Below are 22,313 nucleotides of genomic sequence, written 5' to 3' on the forward strand. Positions count from 1 at the left end.
CCGTGGAAGCGCGTCGACCTGCACAAAGACGACTCAATCGTCGATCAAACCGAGCTTTCGATAAGCGGTCTCGATCTGGGTCTTGGCGACCTCGGGCAATAGCACCTGCGGTGGACGGGAATGGGGATAGTCACCGATCGGCAACCCCAGCACGGACGCTGCATGCTTGAACGCCCCGGCCCAGTGGGTGAAGTAGTCGGCCCGGCCCGGGTAACAGGTGAACCACGAGCCCATGTCCAGACCGAACTGGTCGAGTCCGGATTCCCGGCCGTAGTCCATCGCTTCGATCAATCGGTCGGCGTACACCAGGTCCCAGTACTCGGTGAAGATACGACGCTGCGGGGTCTCGTAGAGATATCCGGCCGTGCCCAGCTGTGCCGGGCAGACGATGCCGTCGCGCAGCCAGCCGGCCCGGTACACCGTGGTATCGCATTCCCAGACCGCCAGATACGGCGCCAGTTCGTGCAGTCTGCGGCTGGCCGCCGGCCGGAACGCACCTTCCTTCGTTGCGCACACCGCCGGGATCTCCTCGGCGATCCGGGCGCTCTCGTCGGGTGTGAGCACGTAACCCGAGGACGGCGAGTTGAACATCCCCAGGGCGATGTCGGTGCGGTCGGCGATGTAGCGGAAGAATCGAAGGACGCCCTCGCCACCGTGGGCCTCCATCATCGGTGTCTGGATGTAGACGATGTCGGCGCCCGCCTGTTGCGCGTGCAGCGTCAGCTCCAGACAGTCCTTGGCCGATGTGGCCGCGGTGCAGGCCTGAACCACGACCGCGGGGTTGGCCCGGCGCCCTTCGTCGATGGCCACTTCCAACAGCTGTTTGCGCTCGGCGAGGGTCAGCGCCCAGAACTCGGCCAAACCGCTGGTACACCAGAGCATCTGGTGACCGAGGTCACCGGCACAGTAGCGCACCAGGTACCGGTAGGCCGCCCAGTCGATGTCGTCACCGTCAGTGCCGCAGAAGGGCGTGTACAGCGAGTCGCCGATACCACGTAGCGCAGTACGAGCCCAGTCACGTGCCTCGGATGCCGTCGCCATGAGCCCTCCTCAGATGTAGTCGCTACCACCATCGACGTTGACGTTCGCCCCGGTCATGTATGAATTTCTCTTGGACGCGAGAAATGCTGCGACAGGACCGATTTCGCTGGGCAGGCCGGCGCGTGGCAAGTGAGCTGGATGACCGAAGTGCTCATCGATGGCAGCCATCAGCGCGTAAGGATCGTCGCCGTCGACGCCCACGGTATCGGCCCAGCCCCGCAGGGCCTCTGACGAGATGCTGCCCGGGGACACCACATTGACCATGATCTCGTCCTTGGCGAGCAACAGCGAGAGGTTCTTCGACGCACTGTTCAGTGCGGCCTTGGCCGCGGTGTAGGCCGGCAGCCGCGTGCTCTGCCGTTGGGTGGAGTGCGCCGAGAAGTTGACGATGCGAGCCCATTCGGCGTTGCGCAGCAACGGAAGTGCCGCCCGCACGCAGCGCACCATGCCCATCAGACCGGAGTCGAACGCCTCTTGCCACTGATCGTCGGTCAACTCCTCGAAGTTGCCGGCGGCACCCGGGCCAACGGTGTTGATCAGCGCGTTGAGTTCACCCCAGCGCTCCCCTACCTCGGCGAACGCCCGGTCGACCTGTGAGCCGTCCGAGGTGTCGGCGACGATCGCGATGGCCTCCGGCGACCCGATCCGTGCGAGTTCGGTGGCCGCGGCATCGAGTACGTCGCGCGAACGTCCGACGATCGCGATCCGGGCGCCGTCCTCGGCCAGGCACTGCGCCGTCGCGAAACCCATGCCCCGGCCACCGCCGACGACAACGGTGGCCGCACCTGCGAATCCGAGATCCATGGCCTAAATATCTCCCCCGGTCGCTCCGCTCCTGCCCGCCGGGCTCAGGAACCGGTCCAGTTGGGGGCGCGCTTCTCGGCGAACGCGATCGCGCCTTCCTTGGCGTCGTTCGAAGAGAACACCGGGCCGAGCAGTTCGCCCTGCTTCTTCCACATCTCGTCGGACGACCATTCCGAGGACGACGCGATGATCTCCTTGGTCACCGCGACTGCCAGCGGCCCGTTGGCGGTGATTCGATCGGCGAGCTCGAGCGCACCGTCGAGCGCGGCACCGGGTTCGGTCAGCTTGTTGACGAAGCCCCACGCGGCGGCCTCCTCGGCGGTGAAGCTGTCACCGGTGAGTGCGAGTTCCATCGCCTTCTGGTACGGGATGCGCTGGTGCAGTCGCAACAGGCCACCGCCACCGGCCACCAGACCGCGCTTGACCTCCGGGATGCCGAACTTGGCGACCTTGGACGCCACCACGAGGTCGGTGGCGAGGACGAGTTCAGTACCACCGGCGAGCGCGAATCCCTCGACGGCGGCGATCAGCGGCTTGCGTGGCGGACGCTCGGTGAAACCAGCGCCGCGCCCGGGTACATAGGGCAGCTCCCCCGCAGCGAACGCCTTGAGGTCCATGCCGGCGCAGAAGTTTCCGCCCGCACCGGTGAGCACCGCCACCGACAGCTCAGCAGTGTCGTCAAGCTCGTCCATGGCGTCGGCAAGACCCTGAACCACCGCCAGGTTGAACGCGTTACGCGCTTCCGGACGGTTGATCGTGATGATGAGTGTTCGACCCCGACGCTCTGTGAGAACTTCGTCCGACATCAATGCCCCTTTTACTCGCAGCCCAATAACCGCCGAAAAGCCTACTATAGGGATTACAGTACTGCGATGGCGGCTCGCCGGCGATAGCCGAGCGACGCCGCGGCACCCACGCTGAACGGCACACACAGAAGGGCTACCGGTAAGGTTGACAGCGACAAGCCCCCGCGACACGCGCGCATAGGCGCAGTTCAAGTGGTAGCCGACGGTAAATTCACCTGCGATTGACCCGCGGCACAGGGACGGCTCGGACAGTATCGACTTCGATGGAGGTGCCCGCAGTGGCAAAGCAACCGACCGCGGAGAAACGCCAACGGCGCGAACGCGGGTCCATCAATCCGGACGACATCATCAAGGGCGCCTTCGAACTCGCCGAACAGGTCTCGATCGACAACCTCAGCATGCCGCTTCTGGGCAAACATCTGGGCGTCGGCGTCACGAGCATCTACTGGTACTTCCGCAAGAAGGACGACCTGCTCAACGCGATGACCGACCGCGCCCTGCGCGAGTTCGTCGTGGCCACCCCCTATGTCGAGGCCAAGGATTGGCGCGAGTCACTGGCCAACCACGCCAGGACGATGCGAAAAGCCTTCATCGCCAATCCGATTCTGTGTGACCTCATTCTCATCCGGTCCGCGCTGAGCCCCCGCGCGGCCCGCCTGGGCGTCCAGGAAATGGAAACCGCGATCTCGGGCCTGGTGGAAGCCGGACTGTCGGTCGAGGACGCCTTCGACACCTATTCGGCGGTGTCGGTGCACGTGCGCGGATCAGTCGTGCTGCACCGGCTCTACGAGAAGAATCGGGCCGACGACAACGCGCCGGGTTATTACGAAGAGAGCATGGTCATCGATCCCGAGGTGACCCCACTGCTGGCGCAGGTCACCAGCGAGGGCCACCGCATCGGGGCGGCCGACGAGAAGAACTTCGAGTACGGCCTGGAATGCATCCTCGACCATGCAGCCGCCCGGATCGACGCCAACGCCGGCAAGGCCGCGAAAGGTAAGCGCAAGTAGGCGCCTTCTGACCCGGAGCCGCATTCCGGCTGCTTCTGGCACTTTCACCAACCCACGTCGCCCGGACCTGCTCTGGCCCGGGCGTTTTCGTGCTCCGCCAGACTCACTCGATCAGTTGCGTCATCGCCTATTGTTACATTGACAAATGTAACAGTCTGTGGTGACGTGAACCGCGTGACTGCAGTTGCCTCACCCGACCTACCGGCGGTGCCCACCGAGCGTTCCCGGCGTGCCGTGGTCGCGGCGGCCATCACTCGGTGGACGTTGGGCAATCTCACCGGCGTCATCCCGATGAATCGTTCCGGGGTGTGGTTTTCCCGCGGGCTGATCGCCACCATCATGGGGACGTTGGGAACGATGCCCGACGGCACCAGGGTTGTCCCGGTCCGCCAGCGCGGCGTCCGTGGCGAATGGGTGCTCGGGCCCGGCGTCGAGTTCGGCACATGCGCTGGGTATTACGTGCATGGCAGCGCGTACGTGATCTGCTCGGCGCGGACGCACCGCAAGCTCGTGGCACAGCTGTCCGAGGCCACCGGCATGCCGTTCTTCTCGGTCGATTACCGATTGGCACCCGAACACCGATTCCCCGCTGCCGCCGAAGACGTCGAGTCCGGCTACCGCTGGTTGCTCGATCAGGGATATGCCGCATCGGATGTCGTGATCGGCGCAGACTCCGCCGGTGGACACCTCACCTGCGACCTACTGCTCGAGCATGCCGACGAACCCGGTTTCCAGCCCGCCGCGGTGGTGCTGTTCTCCCCACTGATCGACCTCACCATGGAGCTCGCGCTGCAACAGGAAACGGTACGACGCGATCCGGCCATGTCCGCCATCGCCGCGCGGGAACTGGTCCGTCTCTACACCACAGCCCAGAACCCCGATCAGCCGCGGCTGCGCCTCTCCTTCCGAAAAGCAGATCGCCTGCCGCCCATGCTGATCCAGGTGGGTGAGTTCGAAATGCTCAGCGCGGACGCGCGCCACCTCGACGCCGAGGTGAGAAAGGCTGGAGGGACGAGCATCGTCGAAGTCTGGCCTGGCATGGTGCATGTGTTCCAGGCCTTGCCACGACTGGCACCAGAAGCCGGACTGGCGCTGCGCCGGGCAGCATGGTTCATCTCCTCCGCCCTGAGGAAGCCCGATACCCACATGGAGGTGTCCTGATGTTCGGAATCGACATGCTGCTCAACGTGTTTCGCGGTGACCGGCGCTGCACCAACGCCAAGGCGGTGGTGACCGGTGCAGGTAGCGGAATCGGCCGATCGTTCGCGCTCGAGCTCGCCCGGAGGGGTGGCGAGGTCGTCTGCGCGGATATCGATGGTGACCGGGCGGACGAGACGGTGGAGCTGATCGGCGAACTTCCCACCGGGAAGGGCCACGCGGTGGTCTGCGACGTATCGGATCGCAGCGCGATCGAGCAGTTGGCCAAGCAAGCCAACAGCGTCTTCGGCGGCCCACCGACGCTGGTGATCAACAACGCCGGCGTCGGTGTCGGCGGTAAGCCCGTCGGCGCCATCGGATTCGAAGACTGGGACTGGGCGCTCGGAATCAACCTGTGGGGGGTGGTGTACGGGTGTGAGGTGTTCACACCCATCCTGCGCGAGGCCGGCCGCGGCGGGATCATCAACGTGGCCTCGGCCGCGGGATTCGCCGCCGCCCCGTCGATGGCTCCGTACAACGTCTCCAAGGCGGGCGTGATGTCACTGTCGGAGACACTGGCCGCCGAGCTTGCCGGTGCAGGTGTCGCGGTCACGGTGCTGTGCCCGACGTTCGTGAAGACCAACGTCTTTCAGGACGGTCGCATTACGCCCGGCTCCATGAATCTCAGCCAGCAACTCGCCCGGTGGACCGGACTGTCGCCGGACAACGTGGCCGCCCGCACCCTCGACGCCCACGACGCCGGCCGGCTCTACGTGGTGCCCCAGATCGACGCCACCGTCATCTGGCACCTGAAGCGGCACTTCCCCGGTCTCTATGTCCGCGGCGCCGGACTGCTCGGCCGCGTTCTACCCAAAGACTGACGCCTCCGGACACAACTGAACCGCTATTTCGAGAAAGGACGCACCATGGCGATGGATCTCGACAACATGCTGCAGATGATCAAGGACCGGCAGTGGGCCCTGGTCGACATCGACTGGGACGCACCGGGAGCCGAGCTGATCGAGCCCGAGCTGCATGCCAAGCTCAAGCCGTTCATGACCGACCTGATGTGGATCGAGAACGTCGGCGCCCGGGGCTTTGCCGCCCTGGCGAAGAAAGCACCGAATCCGACCCTCAAGAGCATCTACGAGCATTTCCACGCCGAAGAGCAGAAGCACGCCAACGCCGAGCTGGCCTTGATGCGCAGATGGGGCATGCTCGAAAACGACGAGATCCCACCGCCGAACGTCAACGTCCAACTGGTCATCAACTGGCTCGACAAACATTCGGACGGAATGGGGCTGACGTTCCTCGGCACAGTCATCCCCATGCTCGAGGTGGCACTGGACGGGGCACTCATCAAGTTCATCACCGACGAGGTCAAGGATCCGGTGGCCCAGGAGGTGTTCAAGCGGATCAACTCCGATGAGTCCCGGCACCTGGCCGTCGACTTCGAGGTGATGGACATACTGGGCCATGCCGATATGCGCAAGCTGCTGATCGAGCTGGTGGGCGGGTGGATCAAGCCCACCTTCCTGGTCGGTGTGCTCAGCTACTTCCCGTTGCTGAACAAGATGCGCGACAACATCGTCGAGATGGGCGTCAATGAGGACCGGCTGTACCAGGCGATGCGTAGATTCCAAAGTGTCGGCGAGCGAAGCGAATTCGCCCGTCGCCTGCCGATGTACCGGATCATCTCGTGGCAGAGCCGCAAGGTGATCGACCGGACCTCCAAGTACCACTGGCTGGCCGATTCCCTGGTCAAGATCACCGGGGTGATCCCGATGTCTTTGGTCCAGAACACCCCGACCTGGTCGCAGGAACTGACCTACGAACCCGTCGCCTGAAGGGACCTATCGACGAGATGACTTCTTCTTCCACGTCTGTTGCCATCATCGGCGCCGGATTCGCCGGCATCGGCGCGGCCATCCGCCTGGCGGCCCAGGGCATCGACGACTTCGTGATATTCGAGCGCGATACCCGCGTCGGCGGGACCTGGCGCGACAATACCTATCCCGGTGCAGCCTGCGACATCCCGTCTCGGCTGTACTCATACAGTTTCGCGGCCAACCCGGACTGGTCGCACACCTATTCCGGCAGTGCCGAGATCCTCGAGTACATCGACGGCATGGTCGAATCGTCCGGTCTGGCACCGAAGATCCGGTTCGGCCACACCGTCGTCGGTGTCTCCTACGATGTGGTTGCCGGTGAGTGGACCGTGGAGCTGGACGGCCGGGACCCGGTGCGGGCCCGGAACGTCATCGTCGCCTCCGGCCCCCTGGCCAATGCCAGTTTCCCGAACATCCCGGGGATCGACACCTACGAGGGCCACAAGATTCACAGCGCCCGCTGGGACCACGACTACGATTTCACGGACAAACGGGTCGCGGTGATCGGGACCGGTGCCAGCGGAGTGCAGATCGTGCCGGAGCTGGTGAAGACGGCCAAATCGGTCAAGGTCTTCCAGCGCACCCCAGGGTGGGTGCTGCCGAGGGTCAACACCCCGACCAGCAGCTGGCTCAAGCGTCTCTACCGAACGCTTCCGCTCACCCAGAGCCTCATGCGCAGCGCTTGGTACTGGGGGCACGAGTCGGTCGCCCTCGGCGTGGTGTGGGACAGCCCGTTCACCCGCGTCGTCGAGGCGGTCAGCATCGCCAATCTACGTCTGCAGGTGAAGGATCCGTGGTTGCGGCGACAGCTCACCCCGGATTTCTCCGCCGGGTGCAAGCGACTGCTGATGACCAGCGAGTACTACCCCGCCCTGCAATCCGACAACTGCAAGCTCGTGACATGGCCGATTGCGCGCCTGTCCCCCAACGGGATTCGCACCGTCGAAGGCATCGAGCATCAATTCGACTGCATCGTGTTCGCCACCGGCTTCGATGTCTGCAAGACCGGCACGCCGTTCGCGATCACCGGGATCGACGGGCGAGAGCTGGCCGCCGAATGGAGTCGCGGTGCCTACGCCTACCGCAGCGTCGCAGTATCGGGTTACCCCAACCTGTACTTCACGTTCGGCCCGAACTCCGGGCCCGGACACAGTTCCGCCCTGGTGTACATGGAAGCCCAGATCAACTACATCGTCGAGGCGATATCCACTGTTCTGCGGTACGACTGGAAGTCACTGGATGTCCGCCCGGAAGCCCAGGACCGCTACAACGAGGACATCCAACGCCGTCTGCAGTCGACGACCTGGAATTCCGGTTGCCAGAGCTGGTACCTGACCGAGGACGGTTTCAACGCGACCATGTACCCCGGGTTTGCCACGCAGTACGTCACTCAGCTCAAGACGGTGAACCTGCACGACTACAAGATCACCGCACGCCGGGACAGTGAGACCGCGGCGGGCCGCGACAACAACACTGCGGCGGGCCGCGACAACGAGAGCGCCGTGGCGCAGGTCAGCGCCGATCCCCTGCCCACCGGATAGGATTTCGTGGTGACCGAGTATCGGATTGACGACCTCGCTCGGGAGGCGGGGACAACAACCCGGAACGTGCGCGTCTACCAGGACAACGGGCTCCTGCCCCGGCCCCAGCGTCGGGGCAGGGTGGCCATCTACACCGATCGCCATCTGCGGCAACTGCGCGCCATCACCCGATTGCTCGGTGAGGGCTTCACCCTCAAGCACATCACGAAGTTCCTGACCGGCTTGCAGCGCGGTCAGAACCTCGTCGACGTTCTGGATCTTTCCGATCTCGAAGAGTTGGTCACCGCGCCGTGGTCGCACCCCGAGCCGCGCACCATGTCCCTCGATGAACTCGAAGAGCGGCTCGGTGAGCTGGACCCGACGATGCTGCGACGACTGACCAACCAGGGCCTGATCGCACCGACGGCCGAGAAGAACGTCTACTCGGTCACCGATGTGCGGCTCGTCGATGACTTCGCCTCACTCGTCGCCCGCGGAATGCCGCTCGACATTCTTCTGAAAACCAGTGCGGCGGTTGACAAGAAGCTCGATGCCGCAGCGCGCGAGATGACCCGCGGGGGGCATACCGAAGTGGTCCGCCAGCGGGGGCCGGGCTGGCTACCCACCAATGATTCCGAACTCGCCTGGGCCGCGGACCTGGTGGACACCATGCGCAGGGCGGCCCGACGACTCGCCCACGCGAGCCTGGACCGCGCGTTCGACGAAGCCGTCCGCGCGGAGTTGGACGACTATCAAGCAGCGGGCAAGGCGGAACCCGATGGGGAGACCACAGCGGATCCTCCCCATCGGGCGCACGCCAAACGCGCTAAACCTCGATGACGACTGCGCCGCCCTGGCCACCGCCGGCGCACATCGCGGCGACACCGATGCCGCCACCGCGGCGCTTCAGTTCGTAGACCAGCGTGGTGACCATGCGGGCGCCCGATGCCGAGATCGGGTGTCCCAGGCTGCAGCCGCTGCCGGAGAAGTTCACCAACTCCTCATCGAGCCCGTACTCGCGGACCGCGGCGATCGGCACCGAGGCGAAGGCCTCGTTGATCTCCCACAGCGCCACATCCGACGGCTTGAGCCCGGCCCGGTCCAAGACCTTGCCGATCACCTTGACGCCGCCCAGGCCGGTGTCGCGCGGCGCGACCCCGACCGCGGCCCAGGCCTTGACCGTGGCCAGGACGTCCAGTTTCTCGGCCGCGGCATAGTCGGCGTCGACGAGGGCGACAGCAGCGGCAGCATCATTGGTGCCGCTGCTGTTGCCCGCGGTGATGGAGAATCCTTCGATCTCCGGATGCAGGACCTTGAGTTCGGCGAGCTTCTCGACGGTGGTGCCGCGGCGCGGATGCTCGTCGACACTGAATTCCGTGACCGAGCCGTCGGGCTGGGTGATCTTGAGTGGGACAATCTCGTCGACAAACTTGCCGGCGTCGATCGCGGCAATCGCGCGCTGATGTGACCGGGCAGCCCACGCGTCCATGTCCTCGCGGGTCAGCCCGGCCGACTGGGCGGTGTTCCAGCCGACGGTGATCGACATGTCGCGCATCGGGGCATCCGGCGTCTCCACATGCGTGGGCGTCATCCAGCGCTCCTCGAACTTGAGCTCCGGCCCGGGAATCCGCCAGTTGGTCAGCGGCGTCATGGACAGCGACTGCACGCCACCGGCAATCAACACGCGCTCCATGCCGGAACCGATCTGGGCGGACGCGTTGCCGATCGCGGTCAAGCTGCCCGCGCAGTGCCGGTTGACGGCCTGACCCGGCACCGACTGCCAACCGAGGATGTCAGCGGCGTAACGCGCAAGATCGCCGCCGCCGTAGTTCGATTCGGCGATGATCAGATCATCGATCGCCTCCGGGGCGATGCCGGCCCGGCGCACGACCTCGGCCAGGACCGGGACGAGCAGATCTTCGGGCGGCGTGTTGACCAGCGTCCCCTTGAAGGAGCGGCCGATCGCGGTGCGGGCAGCGCCCACGATGACGGGTGTTGGCATGGTTCCACCTTTACGATATCGAGTGCTTGTGTAAACGTACCAGGAGTCCGGTTCACCGCGGTTCCGGGACGTGGAAATGCTCGTCACGCAGCCGGAACGCCTCCTTGGTGCCGTGTTGGGCCCGGGTCTTGACGAAGTTGAACTCGCCGGGTGAGAACTGCAAATTGGTGCCGTAGGCGTGGAAGAGGTAGCTGGCCACTTCTTCGCCCTGGTAGGCCTGGCTCTGTTCGACCATCCGGAACGCCTCCTTGGCGATCACCACCCCGTCGGCGGGCATCTTGGCCGCCTTCGCCGCCCAGTACTGCGCCCGAGCCGTCACCTGGTCGGCCTCGCAGGTGTCGGTGAAGATGCCCAGGTGTTCGACGGCACCGGCGTCGATGATGTCGCCGGTGAGTAGAAGCCGCCGCGCCAGCACCGGACCGAGGCGGTGGAAGAACATGTGCAGGCTTCCGAGCGCCGGGCCGAGGAACCGCGCGGCCGGCATCCCGATCTTGGTGTCGCGGGCGATGACGGAGATGTCGGTCATCAGCGCCATCTCAAAACCGCCGCCGAGCGCGTAGCCGCTGATCTCCCCCACGGTGACCTTCGGGAATCCCATGAAGTTGTGATAGAAGCCAAAAGACTTGCGGTCCACGGTGAGCCGCCGCCGCTGGCTCGGGCGCGACTTCTCCTGCTCTTCTTTCTTGCCGTCGCCATACCAACCGTAGGCATTGTTCATGTCCGCACCGGTACTGAACACCCCCTCGGCGCCGCGCAGCAGCACTACGGTGATGTCATCGTCGTCCGCCGCGACGTCGAGGTGGCGGGCCAGCTCGTCGCGCATCGCGGCGTCGTAGGAGTTGCGCTGCTTCGGGTTGTTCAGCGTGATGGTGGCGATCCGGTGATCGTCGTCGACCTCGAAGAGCACGCGGTCATCTGTCATTCGAAATCAGCCTCGCTTCAATGGTTTTGTCGTAACCGGCGGCCAGCGTGGTGCGCCGTGCGGCGGTCAGGTGGTCGGCGGCGAGCTTGGTCGCCCGGGCCGGGTTTCCTTCGGCGATCGCGTCCAGCAGCCGCTGGTGATCGCGCAATGCGGCGCGCATGGTCTTTTCGGATACGCCGGCATCCCCTTCCCCGGTCCACACCGACGATTCATGCGCCGACCAGATCAACTCCAACGAACCGATCAGCAGGATCATCGGCTCGTTGCCACAACGGGACACCAACGCCTCGTGAAAGCGTCGGGCATTGGGGACGTAGTGCGACAGATCGTCGAATTGCGCGTTCTGCAGGTCGATCTCGGCCTGCAGGAACGGAACCACTTCGGTTGCACGGTCCTCCCGAGCAGCGCACATCCCGGCGCAGATCGGCTCCAGATGCAGGAGAGCCTCGCTCACGTCGGCGGGCGTGGCGGACCGGGTCTGCAGGACCATGCCGATCGTGTGGGCGGTGCGGTCGGCCGAGGGCATCTGCACCACCGCGCCGCCGACGTTTCCACGGCGTACCGAGATCAACCCGTCGGTCTCCAACAGATGGATGGCTTCGCGCAGTGCAGGTGGGCTGACCCCGAACTCACCGAACAGACTCTCCTGGGTGGGCAGGACGTCCCCCTCCCGCAGGCGGCCGGACAGGATGTCGTCGCGCAGCTTGGATGCCACGATCTCGGCCACCCGAGGTTGACGTATCCGATGTGCCGGCACCCTGCCCTCCACTGTTCCGCCGACGGTCTTTCCTTGCTAACTTGTACAGGATAGTAATCGCATCGTCTACTGTATGGGCAACTGTATGGCTTTGGGAGGCGGGTTTCTGATGAGCGACGAGGCGATATCGACGTCGCGCGACGGTGCCGTCCTTCGCATCACCCTGAATCGGCCGTCACGACGAAACTCGTTGAACCACAGCATGGTCGACACTCTCGTGGCCGCCCTGTCGGCGGCCGCCTACGATGACTCGTTGCGGGCGATCGCGATCACCGGCTCCGGCGAGCACTTCTGCACCGGGGCGGACTGGGTTGCCACCAACAGCAGCGGAGAACGGCCCCGCACCGGCGATCTGGTCCGTCGGATCCCGCACACCGCGCACCGGATCATCGAACTGGTCGCCACCATCCAGCTACCGGTGGTCTGCGCGGTGCGGGGCTGGGCGGTGGGCCTTGGCTGCAATCTGGCGCTGGCCGCCGACTTCACCATCGCCGACACCGGGGCGACGTTCTGGGAACCGTTCATGAGCCGCGGGTTCACCCCCGACTCCGGGGCGAGCTGGCTTTTGCCGCGGCTGGCGGGAGTTGCCCGCGCCAAGCGCATGTTGCTGTTGGGCGAGAAGGTCAGCGGCGCACAGGCCGCCGACTGGGGTTTGATCCACTCCGCGGTACCCGCCCCCGACCTCGACACCGCCACAGAGGAGCTGCTGGCCCGGCTCGCCGCCGGCCCCACCGTGGCGATCGGGTTGGCCAAGCAGGCCATCGCCTTCGGTCAGCACGCGAGCCTGACCGACTCCATGAACCAGGAACTGTCCAATTTGGAACTCGCCTGTCGTACCACCGATTTCAAAGAAGGCCTGGCCGCGTTCCGGGAACGCCGCGACCCGGACTTCCGAGGCCGATAAGGGGAACACATGACTGCGTCTGTCACCTACGACACCATCAAATACGAGGTGGACGGCCACAAGGCCACCATCACCTTGAACCGGCCCGAGGCGCTCAATGCGCTGTCGCCACACATGATCACCGAGTTGCGGGCGGCCTACGCCGAAGCCGAGAACGACGACAACGTCTGGTTGATGATCGTCACCGCCACCGGCCGGGCGTTCTGCACCGGAGCCGACGTGAAAGAGATACCCGGCGACGGCAAGGTCGTCAACGAGCGGCCCTACCTGTCCACTTACGAGCAGTGGGAGGCACCCCAGGAAGGCACTCCGCCGTTTCGCACGATGGCCAAACCGGTCGTCGTGGCGATCAACGGGATCTGCTGTGGCGCCGGACTGGATTGGGTCACCACCGGCGACATCGTGATCGCCTCGGACCAGGCCACGTTCTTCGACCCGCACGTGAGCATCGGCCTGGTGGCCGCCCGGGAGATGGTGCGGCTCGCCCGCGCGTTGCCGCGTTCGGTGGCGCTACGGATGGCGTTGATGGGCAAGCACGAGCGGATGACCGTCGAACGGGCGTACGAGCTCGGACTGATCACCGAGATCGTGGAACACGGCAAGCTGCTGGAACGTGCCCACGAGATCGCCGACACAGTGTGTCTCAATGCGCCTCTGGCCGTTCGGGGCACCCGGTTGGCCATTCACAAGACCCTGGACCTGCCGCTACACGAGGGCGAGATTCTGGCCGAGACCTTCCGCGAGCGCGTGGTGCGCACCGAGGACGCGCTGGAAGGCCCACGGGCGTTTGTGGAGAAGCGCAAGCCCAACTGGCAGGCGCGGTAAGCCATGGACACGATCCTGCTCGATCTGGACCACGTCGCTCGCGTTGCTACGGTGACCCTCAACCGGCCGGAGTCGTTGAACTCGTTCAACCGCACCATGTGCCACGAGATGCGCGATGCCTGGCATGCCATCAAGGAGGACGAGGGCATCAACGCCGTCGTACTGCGGGCGGCCGGCGACCGGGCGTTCAGCGCCGGGTTGGACGTCAAGTCCAGTTACGGGCAGCCCGAGATCGTCTGGAACCACGAGGATCCAGGTGAGCTTCTCAGCCCGAAGTGGCAGAAGATGTGGAAGCCCGTGGTGTGCGCGATACAGGGCATGTGCACCGCCGGTGCGTTGTACTTCGTCAACGAAGCCGACGTCGTGATCTGCTCGGAAGAGGCCACCTTCTTCGACTCACATGTCAGCGCGGGACTGGTCTCGGCGCTCGAGCCCATCGGGCTGATGCGTCGGGTCGGACTCGGTGACACGTTGCGAATGGCGCTGATGGGCAACGACGAACGCGTCAGCGCGGAGACTGCGCTGCGGATCGGTCTGGTCACCGAAGTAGTGGCCCGCGACGAACTCTGGGGTCGCGCGCACGAGATCGCGGCGAGCATCGCCGCCAAACCGCCGACCGCCACCCAGGGCACAGTCAAGGCCATCTGGGAATCCCTGGACAAGCCGTACCGGGCCGCCATGGACCAGGGGCTGATCTACACCCGGCTGGGCAACCCGATCGCCAAGGCCGAGTTGGCCGAGCGCCCGCTGACCAAGAACAAGCCCTGGATTCGGTGATGACTCATCCGCTCTCGCAACGCATCTCCGATGTGCTCGGCTTGGAGCCGACTGCCCGCGCGATCCAATACGACGGCGACTGGGCCACCTGGGGTCAACTTGCCACCCTGGCCCGGCGCATCGGTGCGGTATCGGCCGGCACCCGGGTGGGGATCATGCTGCGCAACCAACCCGCCCATGTGGCAGCACTTCTCGGCGTGTTGGCCGCCGGTGGCACCGTGGTCGTGATCAATCCCTCGCGTGGTGACGAGCGGACCCGAGCCGACGTCGAAGCGCTGGCCCTGCCGGTGTTGATCGGCCTGGCGGACGATCTCGCCACCCTGGCCTCGCCCTCCCCCACGACGACGACGGTGGCCATCCGCGATCTCGACACCGAACCCGAGGTCACGCCGGCCCCGAGCCCAGCGGCCGACGCGGGCCGTCCCGGCGTGGCGGTGTGGATGTTGACCAGCGGTACCACCGGGCCACCCAAACGCGTCGACCTCACCTACGACATGCTGGCCCGCAGCGTGATTGGGCGTGATCCCGAGAATGCCGCGGCGCCCACTGAATTGCGCCGCGGGGTGGCGATCGTCAACTCACCGCTGGTGCATGTCGGTGGGGTGTTCCGGGTGTTGCTGTGCATCGCCGAGGCGCGGCCGTTCGTGCTGCTGCCCAAGTTCGAACTGCGACGCTGGGCCGATGCCGTCCGGGAGCATCACCCCAAGGTGGTGTCACTGGTGCCCGCCGCGCTGCGCATGGTGCTGCACTCCGATCTCACCCGCGACGATCTGGCGGGGATTCGCGCTGTCACCTCCGGCACCGCCCCGCTGTCGGCCGACGACGCCGACGCGTTCACCGAGAAATTCGGCATCCCGGTGCTCACGTCGTATGCCGCCACCGAGTTCGGCGGTGGAGTGGCCAGTTGGACACTGGCCGACCACCAGAAGTACTGGAAAGACAAACGCGGCAGCGTCGGCCGAGCCAATCCCGGTGCCGAGCTACGCGTCGTCGACTCCGATGGCGCCGTTCTTCCGGCAGGCGAAAAGGGCTTGCTGGAGGTCAAACCGGCGCAGTTCGACGCCGATGCCGACTGGTTGCGCACGACCGACCTGGCCCGCATCGACGCCGACGGGTTCGTTTGGATTCTCGGTCGCGCCGACCAGGCCATCATCCGCGGCGGGTTCAAGGTGATGCCCGATGATGTCCGCACCGCTTTGGAAAGCCATCCCGCCGTCCTCGGCGCGGCGGTGATCGGTATGCCCGATGACCGACTGGGTGAGACCCCGGTGGCCATGGTCGAGTTGCGCGGGCCGGCCCCGGCGGCCGAATTGACCGATTACCTGCAGGGCCGGCTGGCCCGATACGAGGTCCCCACAAAGATCGCCATCGTCGACACCATCCCCCGCACTCCGTCGGGCAAGGCCGATCTCGGTGCCATCCGGGAGTACTTCTCTGCCAGTGCCTGACACCGTTCCCGGACTACTGCGCGGATGCACTGAGCATCCGCTGTTGATCTGCGACGGTGACCGGATCAGCTACGCCGAGGCCGAACGCCGTTCGGCCTCGGTGGCTCGCGGGCTGATCCACCTCGGCGCGGGTAAAGGCACCCATGTCGGGCTGCTGTACCCGAACGGGATTGATTTCGTGGTGGCGATGCTGGCCGCCGCGCGAATCGGTGCGGTGGTGGTGCCGTATTCGACGTTCCTTACCGCCACCGAGCTGACTCATCAACTGCTCGACAGCGACACTGCGATCCTGTTGTCGGCGTGGAGTTATCGCAACCACGATTATGTGCAGCGCCTGGACGGGGTCACGGCCCCGTGCCTGCGGCACGTGCTGTTCGACCTGCCGCACGCCGACGGGCCAGACCTGGCCGGGTTGGAGGATGACGTCGACGAATCTGACGTGTTGGCGATCATCTACACGTCGGGCTCCACGGGCGCACCCAAAGGCGTCGTGCACACGCACGGCGGCCTGCTGGCGCATCAACGAAGTCTCAACCAGATCCGCGGTCTCACCGCCACCGACCGGTTGTTCTGCAATTCCCCGTTCTTCTGGATCGGCGGATTCGCGTTCGGGCTGCTGGCCACGATGGTGGCTGGGGCGACCCTGATCTGTTCGACCGCCTCCGACGCCGGTGCCACTCTCGATCTGCTGGAGGAGGAGAAGCCCACGATCACAAACGGTTTCGTGGCGGGCATTGCCGAGCTGGCTCGTCACCCGAGTTACCCGGACCGGATGTTCTCGGCGCGCCGCGGCAATCTGTATCCGATCATGACGCCCGACTCCCGGCCCGCCGATCCAGAGCTACGGCACAACATGCTGGGCATGACCGAGACCGGCAGCGTGGTGCTGATCGACGCCGATGAGGGCGATCAGCCCGAACATCGGCGCGGCAGCTACGGCCGGCCGGCCCCCGGCTTCGAGACGAAGGTACTGGCCTCGGGCGAATTGTGCGTCCGGGGGCCGTATCTGATGCAGGGCTACTACGGGCGTAACCGCGAGGACTGCTTCGACGCCGACGGCTGGTTTCACACCGGGGATCTGGTGCGTGTCGACGCGGACGGCTATGTCTACTTTCTTGGCCGGGCCGGATCGATGATCAAGACCGCCGGCGCCAACGTCACACCGGGAGAAGTCGAGAAGGCACTGGCGGCACTCGGCTATTCGGCACATGTGATCGGACTGCCCGACACCGACCGCGGGCAGAGCGTGGCCGCCGTCGTGGCACTGGACGACGCGTCGCGATTCGACGAGGACGAGGTTCGTCGGGCACTGCGAACCCGGTTGTCGGCCTACAAGGTGCCGCGCCGGTTCGCGGTGATACCACGCGACGAGATACCCGTGTTGTCGAGCGGCAAAATCGATTATCCCGCCCTGGCCGGACTGTTCGATGGCTGACCCGACTCTGACCGTCGACGCCGTCGTACGCGCGAACGCGACGGTGATGGCAGACAAGCCCATGGTGATCGACCCCGCATCCCGGCTTACCTATGCCGAACTCGACTCCGATACCGCAGCATTGGCTGCCGGGTTCATCGCGGCGGGCGTCACCAAGGGGTCGCGCGTTGGCCTCATCATGCCCAACGGGGTGGACTGGGTCCGCATCGCCGTGGCGCTGATGCGGATCGGCGCGGTCCTGGTGCCGTTGAGTACCCTGTTGCGCCCCGCTGAACTGGCCGCACAACTTCGCATGGCATCGGTGCAGTTCCTGGTATCGGTCGAGGAGTTCCGGGGCCAGCCCTACCCGGTACAGCCGGATCAGTTGCCCGCGCTGCGTGCCGTGTGGACCACCGCGCAGGCACTGGCCTTCACCGGACCACGCGACGCCGCCGATGCGCTGGCTGACCGACTGCGCGAAAGCGACCCGATGGTGATCATGTTCACCTCCGGGAGCAGCGGAGCTCCGAAGGGCACCATACATTCGCACCGAAACGCCCTGGGTGCCGTGCGTTCTGGACTGCACGCACGGTGTGTCACCGCTGACACCCGGCTGTATCTGCCCATGCCGTTCTTCTGGGTCGGGGGTTTCGGCGCAGGCATCCTCACCGTCCTGATGGCCGGGGCCACCCTCGTTACCGAGCCGATCCGACGGCCGGACTCGACTCTGGCCCTGCTGCAACGCGAACGCGTCACACTTTTCCGCGGTTGGCCCGAGCAGGCCGAGGTGCTGGCCCGTCACGCACATTCCGCAGACCTGAGCAGCTTGCAACCCGGCAGTCTCGAGGCGCTGTTGCCGGCGGGCCTACGGTCGCGCCCCGGGGCGCGGGCATCGTTGTTGGGCATGACCGAGTCGTTCGGCCCCTACTGTGGATTCCGGGCCGACACCGATATGCCGGAGACGGCGTGGGGCAGCTGCGGCAAGCCGTTCGACGGTATGGACGTCCGCATCGTCGACACCGACACCGGAACACCACTGCCGCACGGGAAAACCGGGGTGATCCAGATCCGGGGCCCGCACCTGATGCGAGGTATCTGTCGGCGCACGCGAGAGCAGGTGTTCACCCCGGACGGCTACTATCCCACCGGCGACCTCGGCTACCTCGACGAGGATGGGTTCCTGTTTTACCGCGGCCGGTCCGACGACATGTTCAAGGTCCGGGGCGCCAGCGTGTACCCCAGTGAAGTACAGCGGGCGCTGCGGTCCATTACCGGCGTGCGTGCCGCTCATGTGGTCAATGTCCCTGACGGCCAAATTAACCGGGTCGGTGCGGTCGTGGTGGGTGACGGGCTGACGGTCGAGTCAGTGCGCGCCGCGGCCGCTGCGGCCGTGAGTTCGTTCAAGGTGCCCACGTTGTGGACGCTGCTCGAAGACGAGGACGCCGTGCCGCGCGGCGCCACCGGAAAGATCGACAACTCCGCCCTGCGGGCCATGTTGAAAGAAGGTGTCCGGCAATGAAAACCAAAGGCGCGCTGGTGTGGAATTTCGGTGAGCCGTGGTCGATCGAGGAGATCGAGATCGGCGACCCGCGGTCCGGGGAGGTGAAGGTACAACTGGAAACGGCGGGCTTGTGCCACTCTGATCATCATCTAATGACCGGGGACATCCCGATGGCCGACTTCCCGATCCTGGGCGGGCATGAGGGTGCCGGGGTGATCGTGGAGGTCGGCCCGGACACCGAGGGTCTGCAGGTCGGCGATCATGTGGTGATGTCGTTCATCCCCTCGTGCGGCAGCTGCCCGGCCTGCCAGGTCGGCCTACGCAATCTGTGCGACCTGGGCATGGGCCTGTTGGCCGGTGCCTCTGTCTCCGATGGGTCGTTCCGGGTCCAGACCAAGGGGCAGAACGTGATCCCCATGTCCCTGCTCGGTACCTTCTCTCCCTACGTGGTGGTGCACCGAACCTCCGTGGTGAAGATCGACCCGTCGATCCCGTTCGAGGTGGCCTGCCTCGTGGGCTGCGGGGTGACCACGGGATACGGCTCGGCCGTCCGCAGCGCCGACGTCCGGCCCGGTGAAGACGTGGCCGTCATCGGCATCGGCGGTGTCGGCACCGCGGCCCTGCAGGGCGCCGCGATCGCTGGCGCTAGGCGCATCTTCGCCGTCGACCCGGTCGACTGGAAGCGAGAGCAGGCCCTCAAGTTCGGTGCCCGCGAAGCCTATCCGGACGTCGCCGCCGCCCTGGCCGGTATCGCTGATGCCACCGGAGGCCGGATGTGTCACAAGGTCATCGTCACCGTCGGGCGCGCCGAGGGCAATCAGGTGGAGTCGTGGATGCAGCTCACCGCCAAGGGTGGTACGTGTGTGCTCACCGCGATGGGCAACGTCGTCGACGACGACACCACGCTCAATCTGGCGGGTCTGACCCTGCTCCAGAAAAGTCTGCAGGGCAGCCTGTTCGGCGGCGGCAACCCGCAGTTCGACATCCCCAACCTGCTGACGCTTTATCAGTTGGGTGAGTTGAACCTCGACGACATGGTGACCCGCGAGTACCGCCTGGAACAGATCAATGATGCCTACCGGGACATGCTGGAGGGACGCAACATTCGCGGCGTGATCCGCTACACGGATGCCGACCGATGACCGCTGACATCTTCGAACTGTTCGAGCTGATCGGCTATCGGGAGGTACCGGCTTCCGATGACGAGGCGGTGGTCGATCTTCCCGTCGCCCCGCATGTGGTCAACACCAACGGCGGGCTGCAGGGCGGGCTGCTCGCCACCCTGGTGGACACCGCCGCAGGCAAGCTCGCCATGCGCCAGTTGCCGGCCGGTCACAGCGTGGTGACCTCCGACCTCAACCTGCGCTATCTGCGGCCGGTCACCGCCGGCGCCGCGCGTGCAGTGGCGCGCCTCGTGCACAGCGGCAAGCGCTCCATGGTGATCCAGGTCGAGATCTTCACCGTGCCCGACAACGACCTGGCCGTCGTCGCCTCCGTCAGCTTTGCGAAGATCCGGGTGAAGGAGGCAGCGACATGAAGCTCGGACTTTCCACCCCCATCGTGATGCAGCACCCTGGTGAGTTCTCGCCCTGGGAGGCAACCGCCGGCGCCGACGAGCTGGCACTGGTGGCCGAGGCGGCCGACCGGCTGGGTTTTCACCACCTCACCTGTGCCGAGCACACCGGAATCCCCGCCTCGGCTGCCGGGGTGCGCGGAACGGTGTACTGGGATCCGTTGGCCACCTTGTCGTTCCTGGCTGCCCGCACCCGCCAGATCCGGTTGGCCACCGCCGTCGTCGTGCTGCCCTATCACCATCCGGTGGCGCTGGCCAAGAGCTACGGCACGCTCGACCGGCTCAGCGGCGGCAGAGTCATCCTCGGCGTCGGCGTCGGATCGCTCGCCGAGGAGTTCGAGCTTCTCGGTGCCCAATGGACCGATCGGGGCACGGCAGCCGACCGTGACATTGCCACCCTGCGCGCCGCCTGGGGGCAGCCGGTGGTCGACGGCTTCGCCATCGAACCGCATGCACCCCGCACGGATGTGTCGGTCTGGGTGGGCGGGCGCACCAAGCGCTCGCTACGGCGGGCAGTCGAATTGGGCACCGGTTGGATGCCTTTCGCCCTCTCGCCGGACACCATCGCCGAGTTCCTCAGCCGCCACCAGCTACCCACCGATTTCGACGTCGTCCTCTCCCCCGGCGTGTCGCTGGATCCGCTCGGCGACCCGTCCGGCACCCGCCGTCGACTCGAGCGGCTGCGTGAGGTTGGGGCCACGGTCGCCAACTGCTCGGTGCAGGCGCGCAGTGCCGAACACTTCCGTGAGCAGCTCGAGGCACTGAAGCCGATCGGTGACGATCTCTGAGTCACACGATCTGGTTCGCCCGCAGGTCGGCGATCTGTGCAGCGTCGTAACCGATCTCACCGAGCACTTCATCGGTGTGCTCGCCCAACAGCGGGGCCCGGCGTCGAATAGTGCCCGGTGTCTCCGACAGCCGGAACGGGGTTTCGACGATCGGCACGTCCCGCGACGCACCCGGGAACGGGACCCGCTTCAGGTAGCCCATGGCCTGTACATGAGGGTCGTCGAGAACGTCCTGTGTGGAATGTAGGGGTGCGGCAGGCATTTTCGCCTTCTCCAGCAACGCCAACACGTCAGCCTTGGTCTTGTCGGCACACCACTGCGCCATGATGTCGTTGAGGATGTCGCCGTTGGCCCAGCGGATGTCGTCGTTGGCGAACCGCGGGTCGTCGAATAGTTCTTCGCGGCCCACCAGACGGCACCAACGCTTGAACATCGGCTGCCCGGCCACCTGCAGCAGCACCCACTGGTCGTCGGCAGTGCGGTACAGATCACACGGCGCGACGGACGCGCCCTTGTTGCCCATCCGAGGCTTGTCCACCTGCAGCAGTTCCCGTTCGATCAGGAACGCGTTGGACAGCATCAGCGCGGTGGGCAGCAGCGCACCCTCCACGTGCTGGCCCTGGCCGGTGCGATCACGGTGATACAACGCCATCATCACCCCGATCGCCAACGTGAGCGCGGTGCCGAAGTCCGCGTACGGCACCACGGTTCGGATCGGCTGATCGGGTAGGCCCTGCCGGTACACCGCTCCCGACATCACCTGTCCGGCCCCGTCGAAGCCGATCTTCTCGCTGTAAGGGCCGCCCTCCCCGTAGGCGGTGGCACTGGCCAGGATGATGTCCGGCTTGACCGCCTTGAGCGTTTCGTAGTCCAGTCCGCTGGCTCGCATCCCGGCCGCGGGCATGTTGGCGATCACGATGTCAGCGCTCGCCATCAGCCGGCGGGTGATCTCGGCGCCCTCGGCCGTCGTGGAGTCCAGGGTCAGGGAACGCTTGTTGCGGTTGCACTGCAGGAACGTGCCGCCCTCACCGCCTTCGGTGACCGCCTGCACCCAACGATCCTCGCCGCCTTCACGTTTCTCCACCCGCAACACGTCGGCTCCCATATCGGCCAGGATCGCGCTGCACCACGGTGCGGCGATGAACCTGCCGTAATCGAGCACGCGGATCCCGTCGAGAACTCCTGCCATCCTGGC

The 22,313-nt window shown here is 65.7% G+C and carries 22 protein-coding genes; 15 read left to right on the top strand and 7 right to left on the bottom strand.

Going from position 1 to position 22,313, the window contains the following annotated elements:
* Positions 1-33: 33 nt before the first annotated feature.
* Genes A5733_RS06860 through A5733_RS06870 form a run of 3 tightly spaced genes read right to left on the bottom strand, consistent with a single transcriptional unit; the run spans position 34 to position 2,651 of the window.
* On the bottom strand, positions 34-1,041 hold the full coding sequence (locus tag A5733_RS06860) for a dihydrodipicolinate synthase family protein (RefSeq protein WP_067772479.1): 1,008 nt from the start codon (positions 1,039-1,041) through the stop codon (positions 34-36).
* A 9-nt stretch (positions 1,042-1,050) separates the two neighbouring features.
* On the bottom strand, positions 1,051-1,845 hold the full coding sequence (locus A5733_RS06865; protein ID WP_076239573.1) for an SDR family NAD(P)-dependent oxidoreductase: 795 nt from the start codon (positions 1,843-1,845) through the stop codon (positions 1,051-1,053).
* Positions 1,846-1,889: 44 nt separating this feature from the next.
* Positions 1,890-2,651 carry a crotonase/enoyl-CoA hydratase family protein gene (locus tag A5733_RS06870; RefSeq protein WP_067772484.1) on the bottom strand — a complete coding sequence of 254 codons (762 nt, stop codon included), beginning with the start codon at positions 2,649-2,651 and terminating at the stop codon, positions 1,890-1,892.
* A gap of 263 nt (positions 2,652-2,914) precedes the next feature.
* Here A5733_RS06870 and A5733_RS06875 point away from each other — a divergent pair, with 263 nt between their 5' ends.
* The 6 genes from A5733_RS06875 (at position 2,915) to A5733_RS06900 (ending at position 9,047) form a co-directional block, all read left to right on the top strand.
* Positions 2,915-3,661, top strand: a complete 747-nt coding sequence (locus A5733_RS06875) for a TetR/AcrR family transcriptional regulator (RefSeq protein ID WP_197508336.1) — start codon at positions 2,915-2,917, stop codon at positions 3,659-3,661.
* Between the two features lie 174 nt (positions 3,662-3,835).
* Positions 3,836-4,822: an alpha/beta hydrolase gene (locus tag A5733_RS06880; protein ID WP_076239634.1), complete on the top strand. Its 987-nt coding sequence runs from the start codon at positions 3,836-3,838 to the stop codon at positions 4,820-4,822.
* Positions 4,822-5,679, top strand: a complete 858-nt coding sequence (locus tag A5733_RS06885) for an SDR family NAD(P)-dependent oxidoreductase (protein ID WP_142253835.1) — start codon at positions 4,822-4,824, stop codon at positions 5,677-5,679. Before A5733_RS06880 ends, A5733_RS06885 begins: the two co-directional genes overlap by 1 nt.
* A 45-nt stretch (positions 5,680-5,724) precedes the next feature.
* Positions 5,725-6,645 carry a reductase gene (locus A5733_RS06890; RefSeq protein ID WP_067772487.1) on the top strand — a complete coding sequence of 307 codons (921 nt, stop codon included), beginning with the start codon at positions 5,725-5,727 and terminating at the stop codon, positions 6,643-6,645.
* A gap of 17 nt (positions 6,646-6,662) precedes the next feature.
* Positions 6,663-8,228 (top strand): NAD(P)/FAD-dependent oxidoreductase, encoded by a 1,566-nt coding sequence (locus tag A5733_RS06895; RefSeq protein ID WP_076239574.1) that lies wholly within the window; start codon positions 6,663-6,665, stop codon positions 8,226-8,228.
* 9 nt (positions 8,229-8,237) lie between these two features.
* Entirely contained in the window at positions 8,238-9,047 is an 810-nt protein-coding gene (locus tag A5733_RS06900; RefSeq protein WP_076239635.1) for a MerR family transcriptional regulator, read from the top strand.
* On the opposite strand, the gene A5733_RS06905 is transcribed toward A5733_RS06900, so the two are convergent.
* The 3 genes from A5733_RS06905 to A5733_RS06915 are packed head-to-tail and all read right to left on the bottom strand — an operon-like array spanning position 9,034 to position 11,888.
* A complete protein-coding gene (locus A5733_RS06905) occupies positions 9,034-10,209 on the bottom strand; it encodes a thiolase family protein (protein ID WP_076239575.1) in 1,176 nt (391 codons plus the stop codon). The two genes, A5733_RS06900 and A5733_RS06905, sit on opposite strands and share 14 nt — an antisense overlap.
* 52 nt (positions 10,210-10,261) lie before the next feature.
* Positions 10,262-11,131, bottom strand: a complete 870-nt coding sequence (locus A5733_RS06910; RefSeq protein WP_076239576.1) for an enoyl-CoA hydratase/isomerase family protein — start codon at positions 11,129-11,131, stop codon at positions 10,262-10,264.
* Positions 11,121-11,888, bottom strand: a complete 768-nt coding sequence (locus A5733_RS06915; protein ID WP_076239577.1) for a FadR/GntR family transcriptional regulator — start codon at positions 11,886-11,888, stop codon at positions 11,121-11,123. Before A5733_RS06915 ends, A5733_RS06910 begins: the two co-directional genes overlap by 11 nt.
* Before the next feature lie 85 nt (positions 11,889-11,973).
* Between A5733_RS06915 and A5733_RS06920 the strand changes: the two genes are divergently transcribed.
* From A5733_RS06920 to A5733_RS06960, 9 genes are read left to right on the top strand one after another with little or no spacing between them, the layout of a single operon-like run.
* Positions 11,974-12,792, top strand: a complete 819-nt coding sequence (locus A5733_RS06920; RefSeq protein WP_076239578.1) for an enoyl-CoA hydratase/isomerase family protein — start codon at positions 11,974-11,976, stop codon at positions 12,790-12,792.
* A gap of 9 nt (positions 12,793-12,801) precedes the next feature.
* Positions 12,802-13,617: an enoyl-CoA hydratase/isomerase family protein gene (locus A5733_RS06925; protein ID WP_067772504.1), complete on the top strand. Its 816-nt coding sequence runs from the start codon at positions 12,802-12,804 to the stop codon at positions 13,615-13,617.
* Positions 13,618-13,620: 3 nt separating this feature from the next.
* A complete protein-coding gene (locus A5733_RS06930; protein WP_076239579.1) occupies positions 13,621-14,394 on the top strand; it encodes an enoyl-CoA hydratase/isomerase family protein in 774 nt (257 codons plus the stop codon).
* Positions 14,394-15,842 carry a class I adenylate-forming enzyme family protein gene (locus A5733_RS06935; RefSeq protein WP_076239580.1) on the top strand — a complete coding sequence of 483 codons (1,449 nt, stop codon included), beginning with the start codon at positions 14,394-14,396 and terminating at the stop codon, positions 15,840-15,842. Before A5733_RS06930 ends, A5733_RS06935 begins: the two co-directional genes overlap by 1 nt.
* On the top strand, positions 15,829-17,277 hold the full coding sequence (locus tag A5733_RS06940; protein ID WP_369830913.1) for a class I adenylate-forming enzyme family protein: 1,449 nt from the start codon (positions 15,829-15,831) through the stop codon (positions 17,275-17,277). The genes A5733_RS06935 and A5733_RS06940 overlap by 14 nt, the downstream gene beginning before the upstream one ends.
* Entirely contained in the window at positions 17,270-18,775 is a 1,506-nt protein-coding gene (locus tag A5733_RS06945) for a class I adenylate-forming enzyme family protein (protein WP_076239582.1), read from the top strand. Before A5733_RS06940 ends, A5733_RS06945 begins: the two co-directional genes overlap by 8 nt.
* Positions 18,772-19,899 carry an NDMA-dependent alcohol dehydrogenase gene (locus A5733_RS06950; RefSeq protein WP_076239583.1) on the top strand — a complete coding sequence of 376 codons (1,128 nt, stop codon included), beginning with the start codon at positions 18,772-18,774 and terminating at the stop codon, positions 19,897-19,899. The genes A5733_RS06945 and A5733_RS06950 overlap by 4 nt, the downstream gene beginning before the upstream one ends.
* A complete protein-coding gene (locus tag A5733_RS06955) occupies positions 19,896-20,294 on the top strand; it encodes a PaaI family thioesterase (RefSeq protein ID WP_076239584.1) in 399 nt (132 codons plus the stop codon). Before A5733_RS06950 ends, A5733_RS06955 begins: the two co-directional genes overlap by 4 nt.
* Entirely contained in the window at positions 20,291-21,118 is an 828-nt protein-coding gene (locus A5733_RS06960; RefSeq protein WP_076239585.1) for a TIGR03619 family F420-dependent LLM class oxidoreductase, read from the top strand. Before A5733_RS06955 ends, A5733_RS06960 begins: the two co-directional genes overlap by 4 nt.
* A gap of 1 nt (position 21,119) precedes the next feature.
* Here the strand turns inward: A5733_RS06960 and A5733_RS06965 are convergent, their stop codons facing one another.
* On the bottom strand, positions 21,120-22,307 hold the full coding sequence (locus A5733_RS06965; protein ID WP_076239586.1) for a CaiB/BaiF CoA-transferase family protein: 1,188 nt from the start codon (positions 22,305-22,307) through the stop codon (positions 21,120-21,122).
* Positions 22,308-22,313 lie beyond the last annotated feature (6 nt).

This window comes from Mycobacterium sp. NS-7484 (genome assembly GCF_001953975.1).
Taxonomy (GTDB): Bacteria; Actinomycetota; Actinomycetes; order Mycobacteriales; family Mycobacteriaceae; genus Mycobacterium.

Coding starts and splice junctions, on each gene's coding strand:
- A5733_RS06860 (WP_067772479.1), bottom strand. CDS start 1,041: ATGGCGACGGCATCCGAGGCACGTGACTGGGCTCGTACTGCGCTACGT.
- A5733_RS06865 (WP_076239573.1), bottom strand. CDS start 1,845: ATGGATCTCGGATTCGCAGGTGCGGCCACCGTTGTCGTCGGCGGTGGC.
- A5733_RS06870 (WP_067772484.1), bottom strand. CDS start 2,651: ATGTCGGACGAAGTTCTCACAGAGCGTCGGGGTCGAACACTCATCATC.
- A5733_RS06875 (WP_197508336.1), top strand. CDS start 2,915: ATGGAGGTGCCCGCAGTGGCAAAGCAACCGACCGCGGAGAAACGCCAA.
- A5733_RS06885 (WP_142253835.1), top strand. CDS start 4,822: ATGTTCGGAATCGACATGCTGCTCAACGTGTTTCGCGGTGACCGGCGC.
- A5733_RS06890 (WP_067772487.1), top strand. CDS start 5,725: ATGGCGATGGATCTCGACAACATGCTGCAGATGATCAAGGACCGGCAG.
- A5733_RS06895 (WP_076239574.1), top strand. CDS start 6,663: ATGACTTCTTCTTCCACGTCTGTTGCCATCATCGGCGCCGGATTCGCC.
- A5733_RS06905 (WP_076239575.1), bottom strand. CDS start 10,209: ATGCCAACACCCGTCATCGTGGGCGCTGCCCGCACCGCGATCGGCCGC.
- A5733_RS06910 (WP_076239576.1), bottom strand. CDS start 11,131: ATGACAGATGACCGCGTGCTCTTCGAGGTCGACGACGATCACCGGATC.
- A5733_RS06920 (WP_076239578.1), top strand. CDS start 11,974: ATGGCTTTGGGAGGCGGGTTTCTGATGAGCGACGAGGCGATATCGACG.
- A5733_RS06925 (WP_067772504.1), top strand. CDS start 12,802: ATGACTGCGTCTGTCACCTACGACACCATCAAATACGAGGTGGACGGC.
- A5733_RS06930 (WP_076239579.1), top strand. CDS start 13,621: ATGGACACGATCCTGCTCGATCTGGACCACGTCGCTCGCGTTGCTACG.
- A5733_RS06935 (WP_076239580.1), top strand. CDS start 14,394: ATGACTCATCCGCTCTCGCAACGCATCTCCGATGTGCTCGGCTTGGAG.
- A5733_RS06945 (WP_076239582.1), top strand. CDS start 17,270: ATGGCTGACCCGACTCTGACCGTCGACGCCGTCGTACGCGCGAACGCG.
- A5733_RS06950 (WP_076239583.1), top strand. CDS start 18,772: ATGAAAACCAAAGGCGCGCTGGTGTGGAATTTCGGTGAGCCGTGGTCG.
- A5733_RS06955 (WP_076239584.1), top strand. CDS start 19,896: ATGACCGCTGACATCTTCGAACTGTTCGAGCTGATCGGCTATCGGGAG.
- A5733_RS06960 (WP_076239585.1), top strand. CDS start 20,291: ATGAAGCTCGGACTTTCCACCCCCATCGTGATGCAGCACCCTGGTGAG.
- A5733_RS06965 (WP_076239586.1), bottom strand. CDS start 22,307: ATGGCAGGAGTTCTCGACGGGATCCGCGTGCTCGATTACGGCAGGTTC.